The 18520-nt window shown below is 71.5% G+C and carries 18 protein-coding genes and 1 pseudogene; 14 read left to right on the top strand and 5 right to left on the bottom strand.

Translation table 11 applies throughout. The features are described from left to right. Positions 1–346 precede the first annotated feature (346 nt). From OHS81_RS31270 to OHS81_RS31255, 4 genes are all read left to right on the top strand, one after another. The gene (locus tag OHS81_RS31270) at positions 347–1030 is read left to right on the top strand and encodes a glycerophosphodiester phosphodiesterase (RefSeq protein ID WP_328388790.1); all 684 of its coding nucleotides are present in this window, start codon (positions 347–349) and stop codon (positions 1028–1030) included. Positions 1031–1251: 221 nt separating this feature from the next. Continuing rightward, the gene (locus OHS81_RS31265; protein WP_328388788.1) at positions 1252–2139 is read left to right on the top strand and encodes an ABC transporter substrate-binding protein; all 888 of its coding nucleotides are present in this window, start codon (positions 1252–1254) and stop codon (positions 2137–2139) included. Positions 2140–2153: 14 nt separating this feature from the next. Next, positions 2154–3038 carry an amino acid ABC transporter permease gene (locus tag OHS81_RS31260; RefSeq protein WP_328388786.1) on the top strand — a complete coding sequence of 295 codons (885 nt, stop codon included), beginning with the start codon at positions 2154–2156 and terminating at the stop codon, positions 3036–3038. After that, complete coding sequence (locus OHS81_RS31255) at positions 3035–3847, top strand: amino acid ABC transporter ATP-binding protein (protein ID WP_328388784.1); 813 nt, start codon at positions 3035–3037, stop codon at positions 3845–3847. Before OHS81_RS31260 ends, OHS81_RS31255 begins: the two co-directional genes overlap by 4 nt. A gap of 58 nt (positions 3848–3905) precedes the next feature. Here OHS81_RS31255 and OHS81_RS31250 read toward each other — a convergent pair whose 3' ends face one another. Next, complete coding sequence (locus tag OHS81_RS31250; RefSeq protein ID WP_328388782.1) at positions 3906–4439, bottom strand: GNAT family N-acetyltransferase; 534 nt, start codon at positions 4437–4439, stop codon at positions 3906–3908. A 141-nt stretch (positions 4440–4580) separates the two neighbouring features. Here OHS81_RS31250 and OHS81_RS31245 point away from each other — a divergent pair, with 141 nt between their 5' ends. From OHS81_RS31245 to OHS81_RS31225, 5 genes are all read left to right on the top strand, one after another. Further along, a complete protein-coding gene (locus OHS81_RS31245) occupies positions 4581–4967 on the top strand; it encodes a VOC family protein (protein WP_328388780.1) in 387 nt (128 codons plus the stop codon). 114 nt (positions 4968–5081) lie between these two features. Next, complete coding sequence (locus OHS81_RS31240) at positions 5082–5690, top strand: DUF5134 domain-containing protein (protein ID WP_328388778.1); 609 nt, start codon at positions 5082–5084, stop codon at positions 5688–5690. Between the two features lie 174 nt (positions 5691–5864). Beyond that, entirely contained in the window at positions 5865–6800 is a 936-nt protein-coding gene (locus tag OHS81_RS31235) for a M56 family metallopeptidase (protein ID WP_328388776.1), read from the top strand. 47 nt (positions 6801–6847) lie between these two features. Next, the gene (locus OHS81_RS31230; RefSeq protein WP_328388774.1) at positions 6848–7582 is read left to right on the top strand and encodes a phosphatase PAP2 family protein; all 735 of its coding nucleotides are present in this window, start codon (positions 6848–6850) and stop codon (positions 7580–7582) included. Then, positions 7579–8286 carry an HAD family hydrolase gene (locus OHS81_RS31225; RefSeq protein ID WP_443058790.1) on the top strand — a complete coding sequence of 236 codons (708 nt, stop codon included), beginning with the start codon at positions 7579–7581 and terminating at the stop codon, positions 8284–8286. Before OHS81_RS31230 ends, OHS81_RS31225 begins: the two co-directional genes overlap by 4 nt. A 32-nt stretch (positions 8287–8318) precedes the next feature. Here OHS81_RS31225 and OHS81_RS31220 read toward each other — a convergent pair whose 3' ends face one another. Then, entirely contained in the window at positions 8319–8717 is a 399-nt protein-coding gene (locus tag OHS81_RS31220) for a VOC family protein (protein ID WP_328388770.1), read from the bottom strand. A 131-nt stretch (positions 8718–8848) separates the two neighbouring features. Next, the gene (locus OHS81_RS31215) at positions 8849–11068 is read right to left on the bottom strand and encodes an NADP-dependent isocitrate dehydrogenase (RefSeq protein WP_328388768.1); all 2220 of its coding nucleotides are present in this window, start codon (positions 11066–11068) and stop codon (positions 8849–8851) included. A 674-nt stretch (positions 11069–11742) separates the two neighbouring features. Here OHS81_RS31215 and OHS81_RS31210 point away from each other — a divergent pair. Next, positions 11743–12522 carry an SDR family NAD(P)-dependent oxidoreductase gene (locus tag OHS81_RS31210; RefSeq protein ID WP_328388766.1) on the top strand — a complete coding sequence of 260 codons (780 nt, stop codon included), beginning with the start codon at positions 11743–11745 and terminating at the stop codon, positions 12520–12522. Positions 12523–12627: 105 nt separating this feature from the next. Here OHS81_RS31210 and OHS81_RS31205 read toward each other — a convergent pair whose 3' ends face one another. Both OHS81_RS31205 and OHS81_RS31200 read right to left on the bottom strand, forming a co-directional pair. Continuing rightward, positions 12628–13302: a hypothetical protein gene (locus OHS81_RS31205; protein WP_328388764.1), complete on the bottom strand. Its 675-nt coding sequence runs from the start codon at positions 13300–13302 to the stop codon at positions 12628–12630. 171 nt (positions 13303–13473) lie between these two features. After that, the gene (locus OHS81_RS31200) at positions 13474–13920 is read right to left on the bottom strand and encodes a DUF3761 domain-containing protein (protein WP_328388762.1); all 447 of its coding nucleotides are present in this window, start codon (positions 13918–13920) and stop codon (positions 13474–13476) included. A 737-nt stretch (positions 13921–14657) separates the two neighbouring features. Between OHS81_RS31200 and OHS81_RS31195 the strand changes: the two genes are divergently transcribed. From OHS81_RS31195 to OHS81_RS31180, 4 genes and pseudogenes are all read left to right on the top strand, one after another. After that, on the top strand, positions 14658–15599 hold the full coding sequence (locus tag OHS81_RS31195) for a hypothetical protein (protein WP_328388760.1): 942 nt from the start codon (positions 14658–14660) through the stop codon (positions 15597–15599). Between the two features lie 80 nt (positions 15600–15679). After that, complete coding sequence (locus tag OHS81_RS31190; RefSeq protein WP_328388758.1) at positions 15680–17200, top strand: amino acid permease; 1521 nt, start codon at positions 15680–15682, stop codon at positions 17198–17200. A gap of 237 nt (positions 17201–17437) precedes the next feature. Continuing rightward, positions 17438–18199, top strand: coding sequence for a metallophosphoesterase family protein (locus tag OHS81_RS31185; RefSeq protein ID WP_328388756.1), 762 nt, complete (start codon positions 17438–17440; stop codon positions 18197–18199). 87 nt (positions 18200–18286) lie between these two features. Continuing rightward, positions 18287–18505 (top strand): annotated as a pseudogene (locus OHS81_RS31180) (DinB family protein); the annotation flags it as partial. Positions 18506–18520: the final 15 nt, after the last annotated feature.

Here is an 18520-nt window from a genome sequence, read left to right as displayed (position 1 = left end):
CCCAGTAATGCCAAGGGTTTCGGCGGTTCCTCCGGCCCTTCGACGGCAGGGAAACCCTCCCGGCCGTGTGGCATATGCCATACGGCCGGGGGGCCGCTGTCGTACGGCGGGTCCGCGGGGCACGCCGTCAGCGCGGCAAGGACTCGCCCACGCGAGGGTGAGGCGGTCTGAAGCCGGATATGGCGGGTACCCGTACTGGACACACCGCGGTCCGGTCCGGCAGCCCGTTTTCCGCCGGTCGGTCCCGTTAGGCTGTGCGCCATTTCGTAGCGCCGTTGCCGACACCCGACGGTCGGCACGGGTACGGAGCCGACACCAGCACCGAGCCGACAGAAGCGAGGCAGCCTTGTCCTTTCTCACCATCGGACACCGCGGGATGATGGGCGTGGAGCCGGAGAACACCCTGCGTTCCTTCGTGCGCGCCGAGCACGAAGGCCTCGATGTCATCGAACTCGATCTGCATCTGAGCAAGGACGGCGCGCTCGTGGTGATGCACGACGCGGATGTGGACCGGACCACCGACGGCGCCGGCCCGATCGCCGAGCGCACCCTCGCCGAACTCCGCGAACTCGATGCCGGCCGGGGCGAGCGGATCCCCGTCTTCGAGGAGGTCGTCGAAGCGGTCAAGGCGCCGTTGCAGGCCGAGATCAAGGACGTGGCGGCCGCGCAGGCGCTGGCCGAGGTGATGCGGTCGCGCGATCTGGTCGGCCGGGTCGATGTGATCTCCTTCCACGACGAGGCGCTGGCCGCGATCCGGACCCTGCTGCCCGGCGTGCGGACCGCGCTGGTCGGCAGCCGGTACGGCGCGGACGTGGTCGACCGTGCGCGGGCCGTCGGCGCGACGATGCTCTCGCTGAACATCCGCCGGCTCACCCTGGAACTGGTCGAGCGAGCGCATGCCGCGCATCTGAAGGTCGTGGGCTGGACGGTCAACACGCATGATCAGCTGCGTCTCGCGCGCGGCCTCGGTCTGGACGGTGTGGTGACCGACCAGCCGGAGATCCGGCGGGCGGTCCGCTTCACGGCGTGAGGCGGTGCAGGTTCACGGCGTGAGGCGGTGCAGGTTCACGGCGTGAAGCGGTGCAGGACGTTTTGAGCCGGGTGGGGCGTACCGACGACTCGTCGGGCTCTTCGGTCCCCACCCCGGCGACCGGGAAATGTGCAGTTCACCGTGCCGCAATGCACTTCCACCATGCGGACGTTTCCCCGGTGATCTCGACAAATGGCCTCGCGCCCTGCCACTCTCCCGCCATGCGCCTCGCCAACCGCCCTCTCCGCCTTGCCGCTTGCGCCACCGTCGCGCTGCTCGCCGCGGCCGTCGGCTGTGCCCCGCAGGACGAGTCCCCCGGTGGTCCGGGGGCCGCCGGGCAGGGAAAACAGAGCTGTGACCGCGGCAAACTGACCACCGTGGCGGACGGCAAGCTCACGGTCGGCACCGACAAGCCCGCCTACGCGCCCTGGTTCCAGGACGACGACCCGGCCAGTGGCAAGGGCTTCGAATCGGCCGTCGCCTATGCCGTCGCCCGCCAACTGGGCTACGGCAAGGGCGCGGTGCGCTGGCAGACCGTGCCGTTCGCCAACGCCTTCGCGCCCGGCCAGAAGAAGTTCGACTTCGACATCAACCAGGTCTCCATCAGCGCCGAGCGCAAGCGGGCCGTCGCCTTCTCCGCCGGCTACTACGACGTACGCCAGGCGGTCACCGCGCTCAAGGGCTCCCGGGCCGCGCATGCCAAGAGCATCGCCGCCCTCCGTCATCTCAAGCTCGGCGCGCAGGTCGGCAGCACCAGTCTGGACGTCATCAATGACACCGTCCGGCCGGACCAGCCGCCCGCCGTCTTCCAGAAGAACGACCTCACCAAGTCCGCGCTGAAGAACGGTCAGGTGGACGCGATCCTCACCGATCTGCCGACGGCCTTCTATATCACCTCGGCGGAGGTGAAGGACGCCGAGGTGGTCGGGCAGTTCACGGCCGCCGGCGCCGGCGCCGGCAAGGAACAGTTCGGCCTGGTCCTGGACAAGGAGAGCCGGATCACCGGGTGTGTGACGGCCGCGGTGGAGGCGCTGCGCAAGGACGGCACCCTCGCCGCGCTGGAGAAGAAGTGGCTGACCGACGCCGTGTCCGTCCCGGTGCTCAAGTGACGTACGGAGAAGGTGTGTCGAAACTGCTGACGACACGGGACGGGGCCGACGACGGGTACGTGCCCTCGCAGCGGCGGATCGAGCGGGAGCGCTTCCGGCGGGCCAGGACCCGGCGCGCCACCGCCGTCGCCGCGCTGAGCACCCTGGTCACCGCCGCCGTCCTCTACCTCGTCATCACCCGCTCCCCCGGCTGGCCGCGGACCCGGGAGACGTTCTTCAGCGCCGAGTACGCCGCCAAGGCGCTGCCGAAGGTGCTGGAGGGGCTGCTGCTGAATCTGCGGCTGCTGGTGGTGTGCGGGGCGGCGGTGCTGGTGCTCGGGCTGCTGCTGGCGGTGGCCCGGACGCTGCGCGGCCCGGTGTTCTTCCCTCTGCGTGCCCTGGCCGCCGCGTACACCGACTTCTTCCGCGGCCTGCCGCTGATCATCTGTCTGCTGATGGTGGTCTTCGGGGTGCCGGCGCTGCGGCTGCAGGGCGTGACCACCGATCCCGTGCTGCTCGGGGGCTCCGCGCTGGTGCTGACGTACTCGGCCTATGTCGCCGAGGTCTTCCGGGCGGGCATCGAATCGGTGCACCCCTCCCAGCGGGCCGCGGCCCGGTCGCTGGGCCTGACCGGCGCTCAGGCGCTGCGCTTCGTGGTGCTGCCGCAGGCGGTACGGCGGGTGGTGCCGCCGCTGCTGAACGATCTGGTCTCGCTGCAGAAGGACACCGGTCTGGTGTCCATCGCGGGTGCGGTGGATGCCGTCTACGCGGCACAGATCATCGCCGGCAAGGACTTCAACTTCACTCCGTATGTCGTGGCCGGGCTCGTTTTCGTGGCGCTGACGATCCCCATGACGCGGTGCACGGACTGGGTCACGGCCCGCATGGACCGCAGGCGCGCCCAGGGAGGACTCGTATGAGCACGACCAACGACGCCCCGCGGCCGGCCGGCGAGACGGCCGGGAAGGCAACGCCCGGCGGCGGCCCGGTGCTGCGGCTGGAGTCCGTGCGCAAGACGTACGGACGCGGCACGGTCGTGCTGCGCGATGTGGATCTGGCGGTCCCGCCGCACACCGTGACGGCGCTGATCGGCGCCTCGGGGTCGGGCAAGTCCACGCTGCTGCGCTGCGCGAATCTGCTGGAGGAGATCGACGACGGTGCGATCTTCCTGGACGGCGCGGAGATCACCGATCCGCGGGCGGACGTGGACGCGGTGCGCCGCCGGATCGGCGTGGTCTTCCAGGCCTACAACCTCTTCCCGCACATGACGGTGCTGGACAACATCACGCTGGCGCCCCGCCGGGTGCACGGGGTACCGCGCGCCGAGGCGGAGGCGCGGGCCCACGAGCTGCTGGACCGGCTCGGGCTCGGCGGGCGGGCCGGGGAGTACCCGGACCGGCTCAGCGGCGGTCAGCAGCAGCGGGTCGCGATCGTCCGGGCGCTGGCCGGGCGGCCCCGGCTGCTGCTGCTCGACGAGATCACCGCGGCGCTCGACCCCGAGCTGGTCGGGGAAGTACTCGGCGTGGTCCGCGATCTCAAGGAAGAGGGCATGACCATGGTCATCGCCACCCATGAGATGGGCTTCGCGCGGGAGGTCGCCGACCAGGTGTGCTTCCTGGACGGCGGGGTGGTCGTGGAACGCGGGACGCCGGAGCAGGTCTTCGGTGACCCGCAGCAGGACCGCACCCGGCAGTTCCTGCGGCGGATCATCCAGGCGGGACGGCTGTGAGCGGCGCCGGCCGGCCCGCCCGGCGCTGTCCGGCCGGGAGCTCCCGGCCGGCCGGCTCTCAGCCGAGCGGCTTGACCAGCAGCTCGAACTCCAGGTCGGCGCGCTGCGGAATGCCGAAGCGCTCATCGCCGTACGGGAACGGGGTGAGCTGCCCGGTGCGCCGGTAGCCGCGGCGCTCGTACCAGGCGATCAGCTCGTCACGCTGCCGGATGACGGTCATCCGCATCTCGCCGGTGCCCCAGAGGTTCCGGGCGGTCCGCTCGGCCTCCGCGAGAATCACCTTGCCGAGGCCGCCGCCCTGGAGCTCCGGGCGTACCGCGAACATCCCGAAGTACACATGGTCCCCACGGTGTTCGAGCTGGCAGCAGGCGATCAGGGTGGCATCCCGCTCGGCGACGAGCAGCCGGCCGCTCTCGCCCCGCAGCACGGCGGCGACGCCCTCCGGGTCGGTGCGCTGTCCCGCCAGCAGGTCCGCCTCCGTCGTCCAGCCGGCCCGGCTCGCGTCCCCTCGGTACGCCGACTCGATGAGGTCGACGAGCCCGGGGATATCGGCGTCGTGGGCGGTACGGAAGGTCAGCTCGCTGGTGGGCATGGTGTGCGCAGTCCTCTCGAGGCCGGACGAAGGGCTGAGCGGAGGCTAACAAGCGGCACGGACGTCATGTCAGGGCCATTCGTCATGACCTTGCGACCGCAGCGGCCCGGTGGCGCGGCTCCGGCGGCGTAGGGTCCTGCCATGGTGCACGTACTGAGCAGCAGGGTGCTGTTGCGGCCGTCCGACCCCGAGCGGTCGCGGGCGTTCTACGGCACGGCGCTGGGGCTGGAGATCTACCGGGAATTCGGTACGGGACCCGAGCGCGGCACGGTCTACTTCCTCGGCGGCGGCTTCCTGGAGGTCTCCGGCCGCGCCACGGCGCCGGCCACCGGAACCCTCCAGCTGTGGCTCCAGGTGGCGGACGCGGCAGCGGCGCACCAGGAGCTCCTGGCGCACCGGGTGGAGGTGCTGCGGCCGCCCGTGAAGGAGCCGTGGGGGCTCGTCGAGATGTGGATCGCCGACCCGGACGGCCATCGGATCGTGCTGACGGAGGTTCCGGCGGAGCATCCGCTGCGCTACCGGCCCTGAGTCCGGGAGGCCGCACGCTCCCCCTCGGTGCGTCCGTGCGCTCCCGTGTGCCGGGGCCCGGCCGGGCATTCTGCACCCGATCCGCGCTTCAGGCGGTACTCGGGGAGGTGGGCCGTGCACGCACCGCCGTTGGTCGGCTGGCTGCTGGTGCTGCTGTGTGCCGCGGCCGCTGCGTACTGCCTCGTCCGGGCGCGTACCGGGCCGGACGCGTACCGGGGGGATGCCCGCGGCGAAGGCCTGATGGCTCTGGGCATGGCGGCGATGGCGCTGCCCGCGTCGGCCGTGACACCGCCCCAGTGGTCGCCCTGGATGTTCACCGCCGTCTTCACGGCGGCCGGGGTGTGGGCGCTGGCACGGCGGCATCTGCATCATGCGGTGGGCACGTTCGCCATGGTGTACATGGCGCTCGCGATGGCCGTGCCGTCGGATCGGATGAACGCGGCGGGCTCGGTGGGCCAGGCGGGTTCGATGAGCGCGATGGGCTCCATGGGCTCCATGGGGTCGATGGGGCGGGCGGAGCCGATGGGTGCGATGGGCGTGATGGAGCATGCCGGGCCGGGTGGGGTGCCGCTGCTGACGGGCCTGTTGCTCGCCTACTACACGGTGTATGTGATCGCTGCCGGGGTCCGGCTGGTGCCGGCGGACGCCGGGCCGCCCGGCGTGCTGCGGGCCTGCCGGGTGGCCATGGGCATCGGGATGCTGGCGATGCTGCTGACGCTGTGAGCGCGAGGCAGCGGCAACCCTTCCGCGTACGGCTGCCGCAGGTGCGGCCTGCGGGGCGTCGGTGCGCGAGGGGGGGCGCGGGGTGCGCGGTTCACACCTGCGGCGTGGGTGGTATGGGTCACATCCCAGGCCTGGCTGTACCTACGAGTAGCCGCACGCTCATAGGCTGACGCCATGATGGTCCCTCTCGCGCTGATGATTCTCGGCGTGCTGGCCGCGGCAATGGCGCCGCGCCTGATGGCCCGCTCCGACTGGCCCGACCGGGAACCGGTGCTCGCCCTGTGGGTGTGGCAGTGCGTGGTGGCCGGTGTCCTGCTGTGCTGTGTGCTCGCGATGTCGCTGAGCGCGGCCGCCGCCTGGGAAGCCGTCCGCAACCCGGTGTTCGGCTTCGCCCCCCGCGTGGTCGTCGAGGCGTATGCACTCAAGGCGTACGGGCCGTGGGCCGGAGCGTTGGCCCTGCTCCTGGCGGGCGGCGGCGCCTGGACGGCCGTCACCCTGACCCGCGAGGTAAGCGCGGCGCGCGCCCGTCGCCGGCAGCGCCGGGCCGAACTCCTGCGCCGCGCACCGCTGCTGCCCGGCGAGGAACCCCGCCAGGAGCGTCTGGTCGTCCTGGAGGGCGACCGCCCGGAGGCCTGGCGGCTGCAGCACTCCTCACCCCAACTGGTCATCACGACCTCGGCGTTGCGACGCCTGAAGGGGCGTCAGCTCGACGCGCTGATCGCCCACGAGCAGGGCCATGCGCGGGCCCGGCACGATCTCCTGCTGTACAGCGCCTCCGCACTCGCCGTCGGCTTTCCGCAGATCCCGGTCTTCGCCGCCTTCCGCGATCAGGTACACCGGCTGGTCGAACTGGCCGCCGACGATGTGGCCTCGCGCCGCTTCGGGCGGCTGACGATCGCCCTGGCCCTGGTCGAACTCAACGAGGATCGCGGTGTGTTCGGCCCCTGCCCGACGCAACTCGCGCAGGTGCCCCAGCGGGTGGACCGGCTGCTGTCCCCCGCGCCCCGCTTCACCCCCGGCCGCCGGCTCCGGATGACGGCGGTGGCGACGCTGGTGCCGGCCGTGCCGCTGCTGGTCACGTTCGTCCCGGGGCTGAGGGCGCTGACGTAGGGCGGGGCCCCTCGCCCGGGACGCGGGTCATGGGCGAGGATCGCCCCATGCCCTCGACGCCGCTCCCCGCCGCCCGTACGTCCGCCGTGGACGACGACAGCCCCCGGGCATCCCCCCCTCTCCTCCCCTGCCTCTCCTGTGCCGTGCTGTGCACGCTCCTCTTCGGCCTGCTGCTCGCCCTCGTCGTGGCGCACTGGGGCCCCTTGATGTCCCTGGACAGGGCGGTCGCCGGCACTCTGCACCGGACGGCCGTGACCGCGCCCGGCTGGACGCGGCTCAACCGGGTGTTCAGCGACGGGGTCTGGGACCCGTGGACGATGCGCGCGGTGCTCGCGGTGGCGGTCTGGCTGCTCGTACGGCGCGGCGAACGCCGGCTCGCCCTCTGGGTGGCGGCCACCGCGCTCACCGGTACGGGGCTGCAGCAGGCGGTGAAGGCGCTGGTCGGCAGGGACCGACCCGCCTGGCAGGACCCGGTGGCCACCGCTCACTACGCGGCGTTCCCCTCCGGGCATGCGCTGTCGGCGCTGGTCGCGGGCGCCCTCGTGCTGTGGCTGCTGCGGCTGGCCGGGGCGCGTCCGCTGTGGCGCTGGACGGCCCGGGCGGTGGTCACGGTCTCGGTCTTCGGCGTCGCCTTCACCCGGCTGTATCTGGGCGTGCACTGGCTGTCGGATGTCGTCGGGGGCTGGCTGCTGGGCGGGGCCCTGGTGGCCGGGTCCGCGACGGTGTACGGCGCCTACGCGTCCCGGACAGAGGTGCCCGGCGCCGCGCCGCGGGCAGAATGACGGTCATGACGACAACCAAGGGTGTGCTGTTCGACTTCTCCGGAACCCTGCTGCGTATCGAGTCCACCGAGTCATGGCTGCGGGCGGCGCTCACCGCTTCCGGCACGTCCATGGACGAGGCCGAGATCGCCTGCTCGGCGGCCGCACTGGAGCGGGCCGGCGCACTCCCCGGCGGCTCCTCGCCCGTCGAGGTTCCCGCCGAACTGGCCGGCCTGTGGGAGATCCGCGACTGCGAACCCCGCCACCACCGGGCGCTGTACACCGGGCTGGCCCGTCACGTTCCGCTCCCCGACCCGGAGTTGTACGACGCGCTCTACGACCGCTCCCGGGCGGCGGAGGCCTGGCAGCCCTACCCCGACGCCGCCGAGGTGCTCGCGGAGCTGCACCGGCGCGGCATCCGTATCGGCGTACTGAGCAACATCGGCTGGGATCTGCGGCCGGTGCTGCGCGCCCACGGACTGGACCGCTATGTCGACATCTGCGTGCTGTCCTACGAGCACGGCATCCAGAAGCCGGACCCCCGGCTCTTCGCCCTCGGCTGCCGGGAGTTGGGGCTCGACCCGACAGCCGTCCTGATGGTCGGCGACGACCGCGTGGCCGACGGCGCCGCCACCGCGCTGGGCTGCTCGTTCCTGCCGGTGGACCATCTGCCGGTGGACCGGCGCCCGGACGGGCTGCGGCCGGTGCTGGACCTCGTGGGCTGAGCACCGGGCGCCGGGCGGGCGGGGCGCGGCGGTCAGCCGGTGGACCGCAGTGTCAGCCATTCCTGGAGCTCGACGAGGTTCCCGTCGGGGTCCTTGAGGTGGGCGACCCGCATCCGGTCCGTCATCGGCGCCGGGCCGTGCGCGAGGACGGTGCCGCGGCCGGTCAGTTCCGCGCAGTAGCCGTCGAGGTCGTCGACCCGGAGGACGACCAGGGACCGGTAGCCGTCCGGCGCGCCCGCCAGCTCGCCGAGGACCCGGGCCATCTGGGCGCGCTCCTGAAGCGCGATGCCCGCGGTGCCGTCGTCGCAGGTGAACTTGGCATACGGCCCGTCCGGGGCCGCGAACTGCGGGGTGAGCCCGAGGGTGTCCCGGTAGAAGCGGTAGCAGCCGCGGAAGTCCGAGACGAGCAGGCGGATTTGGGCAAGTTCCATCGATACCCCCGTGCAGAAGAGTGCGGACCGTGCACGGTGACGCTACCCCGTCCCGGGCCGCCGCCGGAGACGGCACCGCCCCGGCCGGTGGGATACCGGCCGGGGCGGAAGGGGCATGCGCAGCTGTCGGGTCAGCTGAGGCTCGCCAGCGCCTGGTTGAGGGCCTTCGACGGACGCATGACCGCATCGGCCTTCGCCACGACGGGCTGGTAGTAGCCGCCGATGTCGGCGGGCGAACCCTGCACCGCGATCAGCTCGTCGACGATGGTCTGCTCCTGCTCGGTCAGCGTCTTGGCGAGTGCCGCGAACGCCTCCGCGAGCTGAGTGTCATCGGTCTGCTTCGCCAGCTCCTGCGCCCAGTAGAGCGCCAGGTAGAAGTGGCTGCCGCGGTTGTCGATGCCACCCAGCTTGCGGCTGGGCGACTTGTTCTCGCTGAGGAAGGTGCCGGTGGCGCGGTCGAGGGTGTCGGCGAGCACCTGGGCGCGCGCGTTGCCCGTGGTCTGCGCCAGGTGCTCGAAGCTGACCGCGAGCGCCAGGAACTCGCCCAGGCTGTCCCAGCGCAGGTAGTTCTCCTTGACCAGCTGCTGGACGTGCTTGGGCGCGGAGCCGCCGGCACCGGTCTCGAACAGCCCGCCACCGTTCATGAGCGGGACGACCGAGAGCATCTTCGCGCTGGTGCCCAGTTCGAGGATCGGGAAGAGGTCGGTCAGGTAGTCACGCAGCACATTGCCGGTGACCGAGATCGTGTCCTCGCCGCGGCGGATGCGGTCGAGGGAGAACGTGATCGCGTCGACCGGCGACATGATCTCGATCTGCAGGCCCTCGGTGTCGTGCTCGGGGAGGTAGGCCTTGACCTTGGCGATCAGCTGGGCGTCGTGCGCACGGCCCTCGTCCAGCCAAAACACCGCCGGGTCGCCGGTGGCGCGGGCGCGGGTGACGGCGAGCTTGACCCAGTCACGGATCGGCGCGTCCTTGGTCTGGCACATACGGAAGATGTCGCCGGCGCCGACGACCTGCTCGAGGACCGCGTTGCCGTTCTCGTCGAGGACCCGGACGGTACCGGTGACCGGGATCTCGAAGGTCTTGTCGTGGCTGCCGTACTCCTCGGCCTTCTGCGCCATCAGGCCGACGTTGGGCACCGAACCCATCGTCGACGGGTCGTAGGCGCCGTTCGCCCGGCAGTCGTCGATGACGGCCTGGTAGATGCCGGCGTAGCTGCTGTCGGGGAGGACCGCGAGGGTGTCGGCCTCCGCGCCGTCCGGGCCCCACATGTGGCCGGAGGTGCGGATCATGGCCGGCATGGAGGCGTCGACGATGACATCGCTCGGCACGTGCAGGTTGGAGATGCCGCGGTCGGAGTCGACCATGGCGAGCTCCGGGCCCTCGGCGAGCTCGGCGTCGAAGGACGCCTTGATCTCCGCGCCGTCGGCCAGCGACTCCAGGCCCTTGTAGATGCCGCCGAGGCCGTCGTTCGGGGTCAGGCCGGCGGCCGCAAGCGACTCGCCGTACTGGGCGAACGTCTTCGGGAAGAAGGCGCGGACCACGTGGCCGAAGATGATCGGGTCGGAGACCTTCATCATCGTGGCCTTCAGGTGCACCGAGAACAGCACGCCCTCGGCCTTGGCGCGGGCGACCTGCGCCGTAAGGAACTCGCGCAGCGCGGCCACCCGCATCACGGAGGCGTCGACGACCTCGCCCGCGAGGACCGGTACCGACTCACGCAGGACGGTGGTGGAGCCGTCGTCGCCCGACAGCTCGATGCGCAGCGAGCCGTCGCGGTCGATGACCGCGGACTTCTCGGTGGAGCGGAAGTCGTCGACGCCCATGGTGGCGACGTTCGTCTTCGAGTCGCCCGTCCAGGCGCCCATGCGGTGCGGGTTGGCCTTGGCGTAGTTCTTGACCGACGCGGGCGCCCGGCGGTCCGAGTTGCCCTCGCGCAGGACCGGGTTGACGGCGCTGCCCTTGATCTTGTCGTAACGGGCGCGGATGTCCCGCTCCTCGTCGGTCTTCGGGTCGTCCGGGTAGTCGGGCAGCGCGTAGCCCTGCTCCTGCAGCTCGGCGACCGCGGCCTTGAGCTGCGGGATCGAGGCCGAGATGTTCGGCAGCTTGATGATGTTCGCGCCGGGAGTCTTGGCCAGCCGGCCGAGCTCGGCGAGGGCGTCCTCGATGCGCTGGCCCTCCTCCAGGCGCTCGGGGAAGCTCGCGATGATGCGCCCGGCCAGGGAGATGTCACGGGTCTCCACGCTGACGCCGGCCGTCGACGCGTATGCCTGGACCACAGGCAAGAACGAATACGTCGCCAGGGCCGGGGCCTCGTCAGTGTGGGTGTAGAAGATGGTCGAGTCAGTCACCGGGTGCTCCACTCCACGTCTGCAACATTGCTCGACATCAAGATATCTCGTGACCGGCCCCCTCTCGACAGGACCCCGCCCCGGGCACGAGTGGAGGAAGGGGGTCCGATCGGATCCGGCGGGGAGAAATCACCGCCCGGCCGGGGGTGGGCGGCCACTCCGGTCCGGGGCTGCGCCGGTGCGTTCCGGGGGTCTGCCGCGGGGCCGTTCCGGGCCGGTCCCGGCCCCTTCCCGGATCCGCCCCGGCCCGATCCGGGTCCGCCCCGGCCCGATCCGAGTCTGCCCCGGCCCGTTCCCGGGTCTACCCCGGCCCGTTCCCGGCGCGCCGGGGATGCGGCGGGGCCGGGCCGTACGGCGCTGTCGCGGTGGATTGTCGACCGGTATCAGCCGGTCCACGGCGAGATCTCACCCCCGGGCCGTGCACAGGCCGTATCTGCCGCGTGACAGGTGGCGAGCGGTCGGCGTCAGGAGCAGCGGCCTCCACCGGCGGACGCGCGGCAGGGCTGCCCGGCGGCATCCACCGGGGGCGCCCGGGCAGGATTGCCCGGCACCGGCGCGGAGCATGATCCTCCCCGTGACGCACCGGCCCCCGCCCGGAGCCCCGCCACACACCCGACAGGCCGGCCCCCACGGGCCCGCCCCCGCACCGGCCGGACAACAGGAGGATCGCCGCCATGACCGCCAGCCCCTACCTCGACGCCCTCTTCTCCCTTGCCGGGCGTACCGCCCTGGTCACCGGCGGCAGCTCCGGTATCGGCCGGGCCATCGCGGGGGCACTGGGGCGCGCCGGCGCCGAGGTCGTCCTGCTGGCCCGGAACGCCGGCCAACTGCGCTCTGCCACCGAGGAGTTGCATGCCGCGGGCGCGAGCGCACACTGGATCGATGCCGACCTCGGCGACCGGGACGCCCTGCACCGGGGCGCGGAGGAGATGGCCCGGCGGCACGGCGAACCCGACATCCTCGTCCATGCCGCCGGGGTCAACCCCCGTCCGCCGCTGGACGAGCTGACCACGCCCGACTGGGACCGCACCATGGCCGTCAACCTCGATGCGCCGTTTCTGCTCGGACAGCGCTTCGGGCCCGGTATGGCGGACCGCGGGTGGGGGCGGATCATCCACATCGCCTCGCAGCAGTCGGTCCGGGCGTTCGGCAACAGCGGTGCGTACGGGGTGTCCAAGGCGGGACTCACCGCGCTCACCCGTTCTCAGGCGGAGGCCTGGTCGCGGTACGGGGTGAGCGTCAACGCGATCGCCCCCGGCTTTGTCCGGACCCCGCTGAACGAGGCGGTCTTCGCCGATCCCGGGCGCACCGAGGCGATGGCGCGTCGCACGATGACCGGGCGCAATGGCGAACTGGACGATTTCGCGGGCGCGGCGGTGTTTCTGGCCGGGCCGGGGGCGGCGTATGTCACGGGGCAGACGGTGTTCGTCGACGGTGGTTTCTCGGTGACCTGACCGCCGGGCGCGCCGCCGGGCAGGCCGGACGGGGCGGCACGGCGAAGGGGCAGCACGGCGAAGGGGCGCGGCCGCGGAAGCCGTGCCCCGGTCAGCGGCGGCCGGTCACCGGACCTGCGTCCACTCCTTGCAGCCGTGGGTCTCGAACGTCTCCCCGTTGTTGACAGTGACGCGGGTCGGGCCCCGGGAGGTGCCCCGGGCGATGATGCTGTCCGGCTGCTCACCGTCGGCGCCCTTGGACCGCGCCCAGGAGCACTGCGGGACATCGGACGGGACGGGGCCGACGGTCCGGTAGACGCCGGCGGCGATGTCCTTCCCCACGAGGTAGCTGCCCTGACCGACCCTGGCGTGCGGGCCCGCGGGCGCCGGCGCCTTGTCCGCGGCCTTCGTGGCACGCTTCGGCTTCTCCCCCTCGGCCTTGGCCGGCTTGGCGGTATTGGCCGTCTTGGCCGGCTGGGCCGTCTTGGCTGTGACGGTGCCCGTGACGGTGGGGGCGGGCTTCGTCCGGGCCTTCCTGGTGCCGTTGCCGCCGTTTCCGACCACGGCGGCGAGCCCGAGGACGAGGAGCGCACAGGCCACTCCCACGGCGATCCGGAGTGCGGAGTGCGGGCTCTTCGGCGGCTGCGCGGACGATGACGGCGCGGACGACGGCGACGCAGATGGCTGCGGCGCAGAGGGCTGCGGCGCAGAGGGCTGCGGCGCAGAGGGCTGCGGCGCGTACGGGAGGGCATACAGGAGGGGCTGCTGACCGAACGGCGCGGGCTGCTGCGAGTGCGACATGCACCATCCCCCATTCCTCTGTGATGGTGTCGTGAAGACCGCCCATCGCCGTCGAAGGTTGTACGGCCAGGTGTCCGCACGCGCCGCGCACCCCTCACCCGTCATCGGCCCAGGTCCGGGCCGCCCCCGGCCCGGACCGCCCGCGGCCGGCCACCCTGGTCCCGGCCGCCGTCAGGCCGGAAGGCCCCTCAGCCAGACGGCGACCCCGTGGTGGTGGCTGCAGGTACCTCGCCGGTGCGCGCTGTAGCTGTACGTCCCGTCATTGCATTGCGCGGAGGCACCTGCCGGAGCCTGCTCCTGCCCTCCGCCGCCGCTCGTGGAACTGCTGCCACCCTCGGAACCCGTCCCTCCGGAGGAGCCGGAACCACCGGAGGACCCACCCCCGTCCGTGCCGGAACCACCGGAGGACGTGGAACCGCCGGACGCCGAACCACCGGACGTGGACCCGCTGGTCGTGGAACCACCGGAGGACGCCGCACCGTCAGTCGTGGCGGAACCATCGGCAGTGGCGGTTTCCCCGTCGTCGGTCGGTTCATCCGTGGGCTCGGATGGACCGGCGCCGCTCGTGGAGAAACGAGCAGCGTCAGCACGGGTGACCAGGCACAACGGGCAGGGCACGGCCTCCCACCGCCGGCGAAGAACCCCTCACACCGATGGAGGGTGGAGCCGCCATGCGACGTCGCGACACCACCCGGACGAAGCGCGGGTTCCCGGACCCGCTCCGGCCCCGTCACCCCCGCCCGCGAGCGCACACCGCTCCCCGCCCGCCGGCACCGACCGGCAGCGGTGGCGTCCGGCGCTCCTCCCGGCACAGCCGCTCTGGTGGGAAACCCGCCGGGGCATGCTCTTCGACATCCTGGTCGCGCCGGACTGTGCGCTGTTCCCCACACTCCTCGTGGACGCCCGGGGCACGTACCCTCCCCGGGCGCCTTCGCATGAGCTTTATCACCAAAGGAATGTGCGCCACCGCGCATCAGTGAATAGTCTTCTTTCTCAAGTCAGCACTTCATGACCGAAGTTGACAGCCGGCTTGCACAGGCCCATGTACCCCCACGTACAGGAGATTCCGGTGATTCCGGTGATGGCCCCCCAAGGTCGCCGCGGGCTTTCGCCTACGGACGAGACAACACCGCGGCACGGGCCGGTGCGACGCCGCCCCGGCCGGCATCGTCGTCGGTCCGCCCCGGGCCCTTGCCGCCGCCCCGGCCGTTCGCTCCGCACGTCGCGCTCCCCCCTACGTCGGCGTCCGCCGCGGCGGACGCCCACCCGGAGGCCTGAACAGTGCCTGTTCACACCGCCCCTGCGCACGGTGAGGAACTGCCTCCCTCACCCGAGAAGACCGTGACGGGGCAGCCGTGAGACGCCAACCGGCCTTCGACCGGCATCCGGCCCGGGACGACTCCCGGTTGCGCGCGGTCGTGGAGGACGCCGCCATGGGCAGATGGGAGAGCGCACGCGAACTGCTGGCCGCGACCGGTGCCGACTGGGACCGCCGTATCTTCCGCCTCCAGGTGCTCGCCCGCGCGGGGGCCCGGCTCACCTTCGCCGACACCTGGGCGCAGGCCGAACCGCGTTCACCGCATGCCCTGGCCCTCCTCGCCACCGTCCGGGCCCTGCGCTCGATGGCCGGGCCACGGGGACAGGGCAGCGGCGCGGAGATGGAAGAGGCGTGGGAGAGCTGCCATGCCGCCGCTGACGCCCTGCCCGCCGATCCCACGTCCTACGTCGTCATGCTCGCCCTGCTGCGCTACCACTCCCCCGACCGCGACCGGCAGTGGCGGGAGACGGTGCAGAGCGTGTGGCAGGAGGTCGAGGCACGCGATCCGTGGAATCGGGAGGCGCACCACGAAATCCTCACCTATATGTTCCCCGACTGGCACGGCGTGGCGGGCGAGATGTTCCACTGGGCGCAGGAACGGTGCGCCCATGTCCCCCGCGGAATGCCGTTGCACGTCCTGCCGCTGGTCGCGCTCGCCGAGTCGCACCGCACGCGGATGAAGAAGGAAGGCCACCGGTACGGCCTGACCGTCCATCCGTGGACGGACAACCCGTCGACCCAGCAGGCGTGGGCGAACTGGTGGACCTACCGGGCCCCTTCGCTGCCGCACGCCGCCTTCCACGACGACGCCAATTACCTGGCCCACGCGCTGTCCTTCGCGAATCAGCACCGGGCGGCGGCCGAGGTGTTCGATGCCATCGGCCCGTACGCCACGGATGTGCCGTGGAGCTACTGCGGGGACGCCCAGCAGCTCTTCACCCGTCACCGGAAGTGGGCGGTGAAGGGGGCCGCACCCTGACGACCGAGGCCGAGCAGACCGATGTTGTCCCGCCATGCACCGCGCCATCACCAGGAGAGGGCCCAGCCATGCCACTGGACATGCCAAGCGTCACGCAGACGGAGGAGGAACGCCTCGCCGAACTCGGCATCACCCAGACCTTGGACCGCTCGATGTCCGGGCGGCAGAACTTCGCCGTCTCCTTCACCATCATCAGCATCCTGTCCGGCTGCCTGACCATGTACGGGTTCGGCATGAACACCGGCGGGCCGGCCCTGATCATGTGGGGCTGGGTTCTCGTCGGCCTGATGACCCTGTTCGTCGGTCTGGCCATGGCCGAGGTCTGCTCCTCCTATCCGACCTCCGCCGGCCTCTACTTCTGGGCGCACAAGCTCGCCCCGCAGAAGTCCGCCCCGGCCTGGGCCTGGCTCACCGGCTGGTTCAACACACTGGGCCAGGTGGCCGTCACCGCGGGAATCGACTTCGGTGCCGCGTCCTTCCTCAACGCCTACCTGAACCTTCAGTTCAACTACGCCGCCACCCCCGCCCACACGATCACCCTCTTCGGCGTGATCCTCCTGCTGCACGCCATCGTGAACACCTTCCGGGTGCGCGTCGTCGGTTTCTTCAACACCATCTCGGTGTGGTGGCATCTGATCGGCGTCGTGGTGATCGTCGGCGCCCTGCTGGTGATCCCCGACAAGCACCAGTCCCCCGGGTTTGTGTTCACCGAGTTCGTCAACAACACCGGCTGGGGCTCCGCGGTCTACGTCGCACTCATCGGCCTCCTGATGGCGCAGTACACCTTCACCGGCTATGACGCGTCCGCCCATATGACGGAGGAGACGAAGAACGCCTCGGTCGAGGGGCCGAAGGGCATCGTCCGCTCGATCGTCGTGTCCTGGGCGGCCGGATTCGTGCTGCTCTTCGGACTGACCTTCGCCATCCAGTCCTACACCGGCGCCCTGAAGTCGGACACCGGTGTGCCGCCGGCGCAGATCTTCCTGGACGCCCTCGGTGCGAGCACCGGCAAGCTGATGCTGCTGGTCATCATCGGCGCCCAGCTGTTCTGCGGTATGGCGTCCGTGACGGCCAACTCCCGCATGATCTACGCCTTCTCCCGCGACGGGGCGCTGCCGTTCTCCGCCGTCTGGCACAAGCTCCACCCGGGGACCCGCACGCCCACCAACGCCGTGTGGCTCGCCGCCGGCGGTGCCTTCCTCCTCGGCCTGCCGTACCTGTTCAACACGACCGCGTACGCCGCCGTCACGTCCATCGCGACGATCGGCCTCTACATCGCGTATGTGGTGCCCACCCTGCTGCGTCTGCGCCAGGGAGAGCGCTTCCAGCGCGGCCCCTGGCATCTGGGGCGCTGGTCCAAGCCCGTGGGCCTGATCGCGGTCGGCTGGGTCGTGGTCATCACGGTGCTGTTCATGCTGCCCCAGCAGAGCCCGGTGACCATCGGGACATTCAACTACGCGCCCATCACCGTGGGTGTGGTGCTGGTCTTCGCCGGCACCTGGTGGTTCGTCTCCGCCCGCAAGTGGTTCCTCAACCCGCGGCACCCACGCAACAACCCGTCGCAGACGCCGGCCCCGGAGCGAGCGGCCTCCACCCCGTAGGCGCGCCTTCGCCCGCCCCGGCGGTCAACAACCCGCAGCCCGCGGCCCCGTCCCAGGGCCTTGTTCCCTGGCGCACGGGTCGGCGGGCTGCGGGCTGCGGGCTGCGGGCTGCGGGCTGCGGGCTGCGGGCTGCGGGCTGCGGGCTGCGACCATGCACGCTGAAACGGCCCCGGGCTTGAGCTACGCGCACGGCGAAAGACCTGACCGCTCGGCCGCCCTCACCCCACAGTGGTGACCATGCTGAACCGAGTAGCGGTCCTGTCCGACATCCACGGAGTCCTGCCGGCCCTGGAGGCCGTGCTCGCCGAACCTGAGGTCAGCGCCGCCGACCGCATCGTGCTCACCGGCGACACCACCGCAGGTCCGCAACCCACCCAGGTTCTCGACCGGTTGACCGGGCTGGGCGACCGGGTCCTCTGGATCAGCGGAAACGCCGACCGGGAACTCCTGGAATACCGCCGGGGGCAACGCGACACCATCCCCGATCCCATCACTCCGTGGGCCGCCGAACAGCTCCGCGAGGACCATCTCGACCTTCTCGGCTCCTTGCCGCAGTCACTCTCCCTGTCCGTGTGCGGCCTGGGGCAGGTGCTGTTCTGCCATGCCACGCCCCGTGACGACAAAGAGGTCGTCCTGGTCGACTCCCGCCCCGACCGCTGGAAGGAGGTCTTCGACGGACTCGATACCGGCATCCGCACCGTGGTCTGCGGCCACACCCATATGCCGTTCGTCCGCCTCGTCCACGGCCGCATGGTCCTCAACCCCGGCAGCATCGGCATGCCCTACGGAAGAGCCGGAGCGCACTGGGCCCTCCTGGGCCCCGGCATCGACCTGCGCACCACGCACTTCGACATCGAGGCCGCCGTCACCCAGGTCGGCCAGGAGTCGTCCTACCCCGACGTCACCGAGTGGGCCGACTACTTCCTGCACGCTCGCGCCACCGATGCGGACGCCCTCGAAATCTTCGCCCCACGGGACGGACGCGACCGGACGCCGTGACTCCCGCTCCCCTCAGCAGCAGGAAACCGGCGCCGGGTGCGCGTATACCCGACGCAGCCCGTGACGCCCGCCAAAGCGTTGCTCCTCTCACTGCTGGCCTTCGACGCCGGTGCCGCTGCCTGGCGGAAGGCGCTGCTGAGCATGGACGACGCCGCACTCGACACCGTGGGGTATTGCACCTATCCGCACGGCAGTGACCCGGACGAGCCGTTCATCGATGTCGTCTGGTGGGTCAACCAGGAACTGCTGCACCACGGAGCCGAGGTCGCCCTGCTGCGCGACCTCTACCGCGCCCGGCTGCACTGACCCGGCCCTGCGGGG

The sequence above is a fragment of the Streptomyces sp. NBC_00400 genome, assembly GCF_036048035.1.
Taxonomy (GTDB): Bacteria; Actinomycetota; Actinomycetes; order Streptomycetales; family Streptomycetaceae; genus Streptomyces.
Note: the sequence above shows the minus strand (reverse complement) of the source record. Positions and strands in the feature narration are given on the sequence as shown.

What these genes read in the sequence shown, in the direction of transcription:
- OHS81_RS31265 (WP_328388788.1), top strand. Translation starts at nt 1,252, where the DNA reads ATGCGCCTCGCCAACCGCCCTCTCCGCCTTGCCGCTTGCGCCACCGTC.
- OHS81_RS31255 (WP_328388784.1), top strand. Translation starts at nt 3,035, where the DNA reads ATGAGCACGACCAACGACGCCCCGCGGCCGGCCGGCGAGACGGCCGGG.
- OHS81_RS31250 (WP_328388782.1), bottom strand. Translation starts at nt 4,439, where the DNA reads ATGCCCACCAGCGAGCTGACCTTCCGTACCGCCCACGACGCCGATATC.
- OHS81_RS31245 (WP_328388780.1), top strand. Translation starts at nt 4,581, where the DNA reads ATGGTGCACGTACTGAGCAGCAGGGTGCTGTTGCGGCCGTCCGACCCC.
- OHS81_RS31235 (WP_328388776.1), top strand. Translation starts at nt 5,865, where the DNA reads ATGATGGTCCCTCTCGCGCTGATGATTCTCGGCGTGCTGGCCGCGGCA.
- OHS81_RS31230 (WP_328388774.1), top strand. Translation starts at nt 6,848, where the DNA reads ATGCCCTCGACGCCGCTCCCCGCCGCCCGTACGTCCGCCGTGGACGAC.
- OHS81_RS31225 (WP_443058790.1), top strand. Translation starts at nt 7,579, where the DNA reads ATGACGGTCATGACGACAACCAAGGGTGTGCTGTTCGACTTCTCCGGA.
- OHS81_RS31220 (WP_328388770.1), bottom strand. Translation starts at nt 8,717, where the DNA reads ATGGAACTTGCCCAAATCCGCCTGCTCGTCTCGGACTTCCGCGGCTGC.
- OHS81_RS31210 (WP_328388766.1), top strand. Translation starts at nt 11,743, where the DNA reads ATGACCGCCAGCCCCTACCTCGACGCCCTCTTCTCCCTTGCCGGGCGT.
- OHS81_RS31205 (WP_328388764.1), bottom strand. Translation starts at nt 13,302, where the DNA reads ATGTCGCACTCGCAGCAGCCCGCGCCGTTCGGTCAGCAGCCCCTCCTG.
- OHS81_RS31190 (WP_328388758.1), top strand. Translation starts at nt 15,680, where the DNA reads ATGCCAAGCGTCACGCAGACGGAGGAGGAACGCCTCGCCGAACTCGGC.
- OHS81_RS31185 (WP_328388756.1), top strand. Translation starts at nt 17,438, where the DNA reads ATGCTGAACCGAGTAGCGGTCCTGTCCGACATCCACGGAGTCCTGCCG.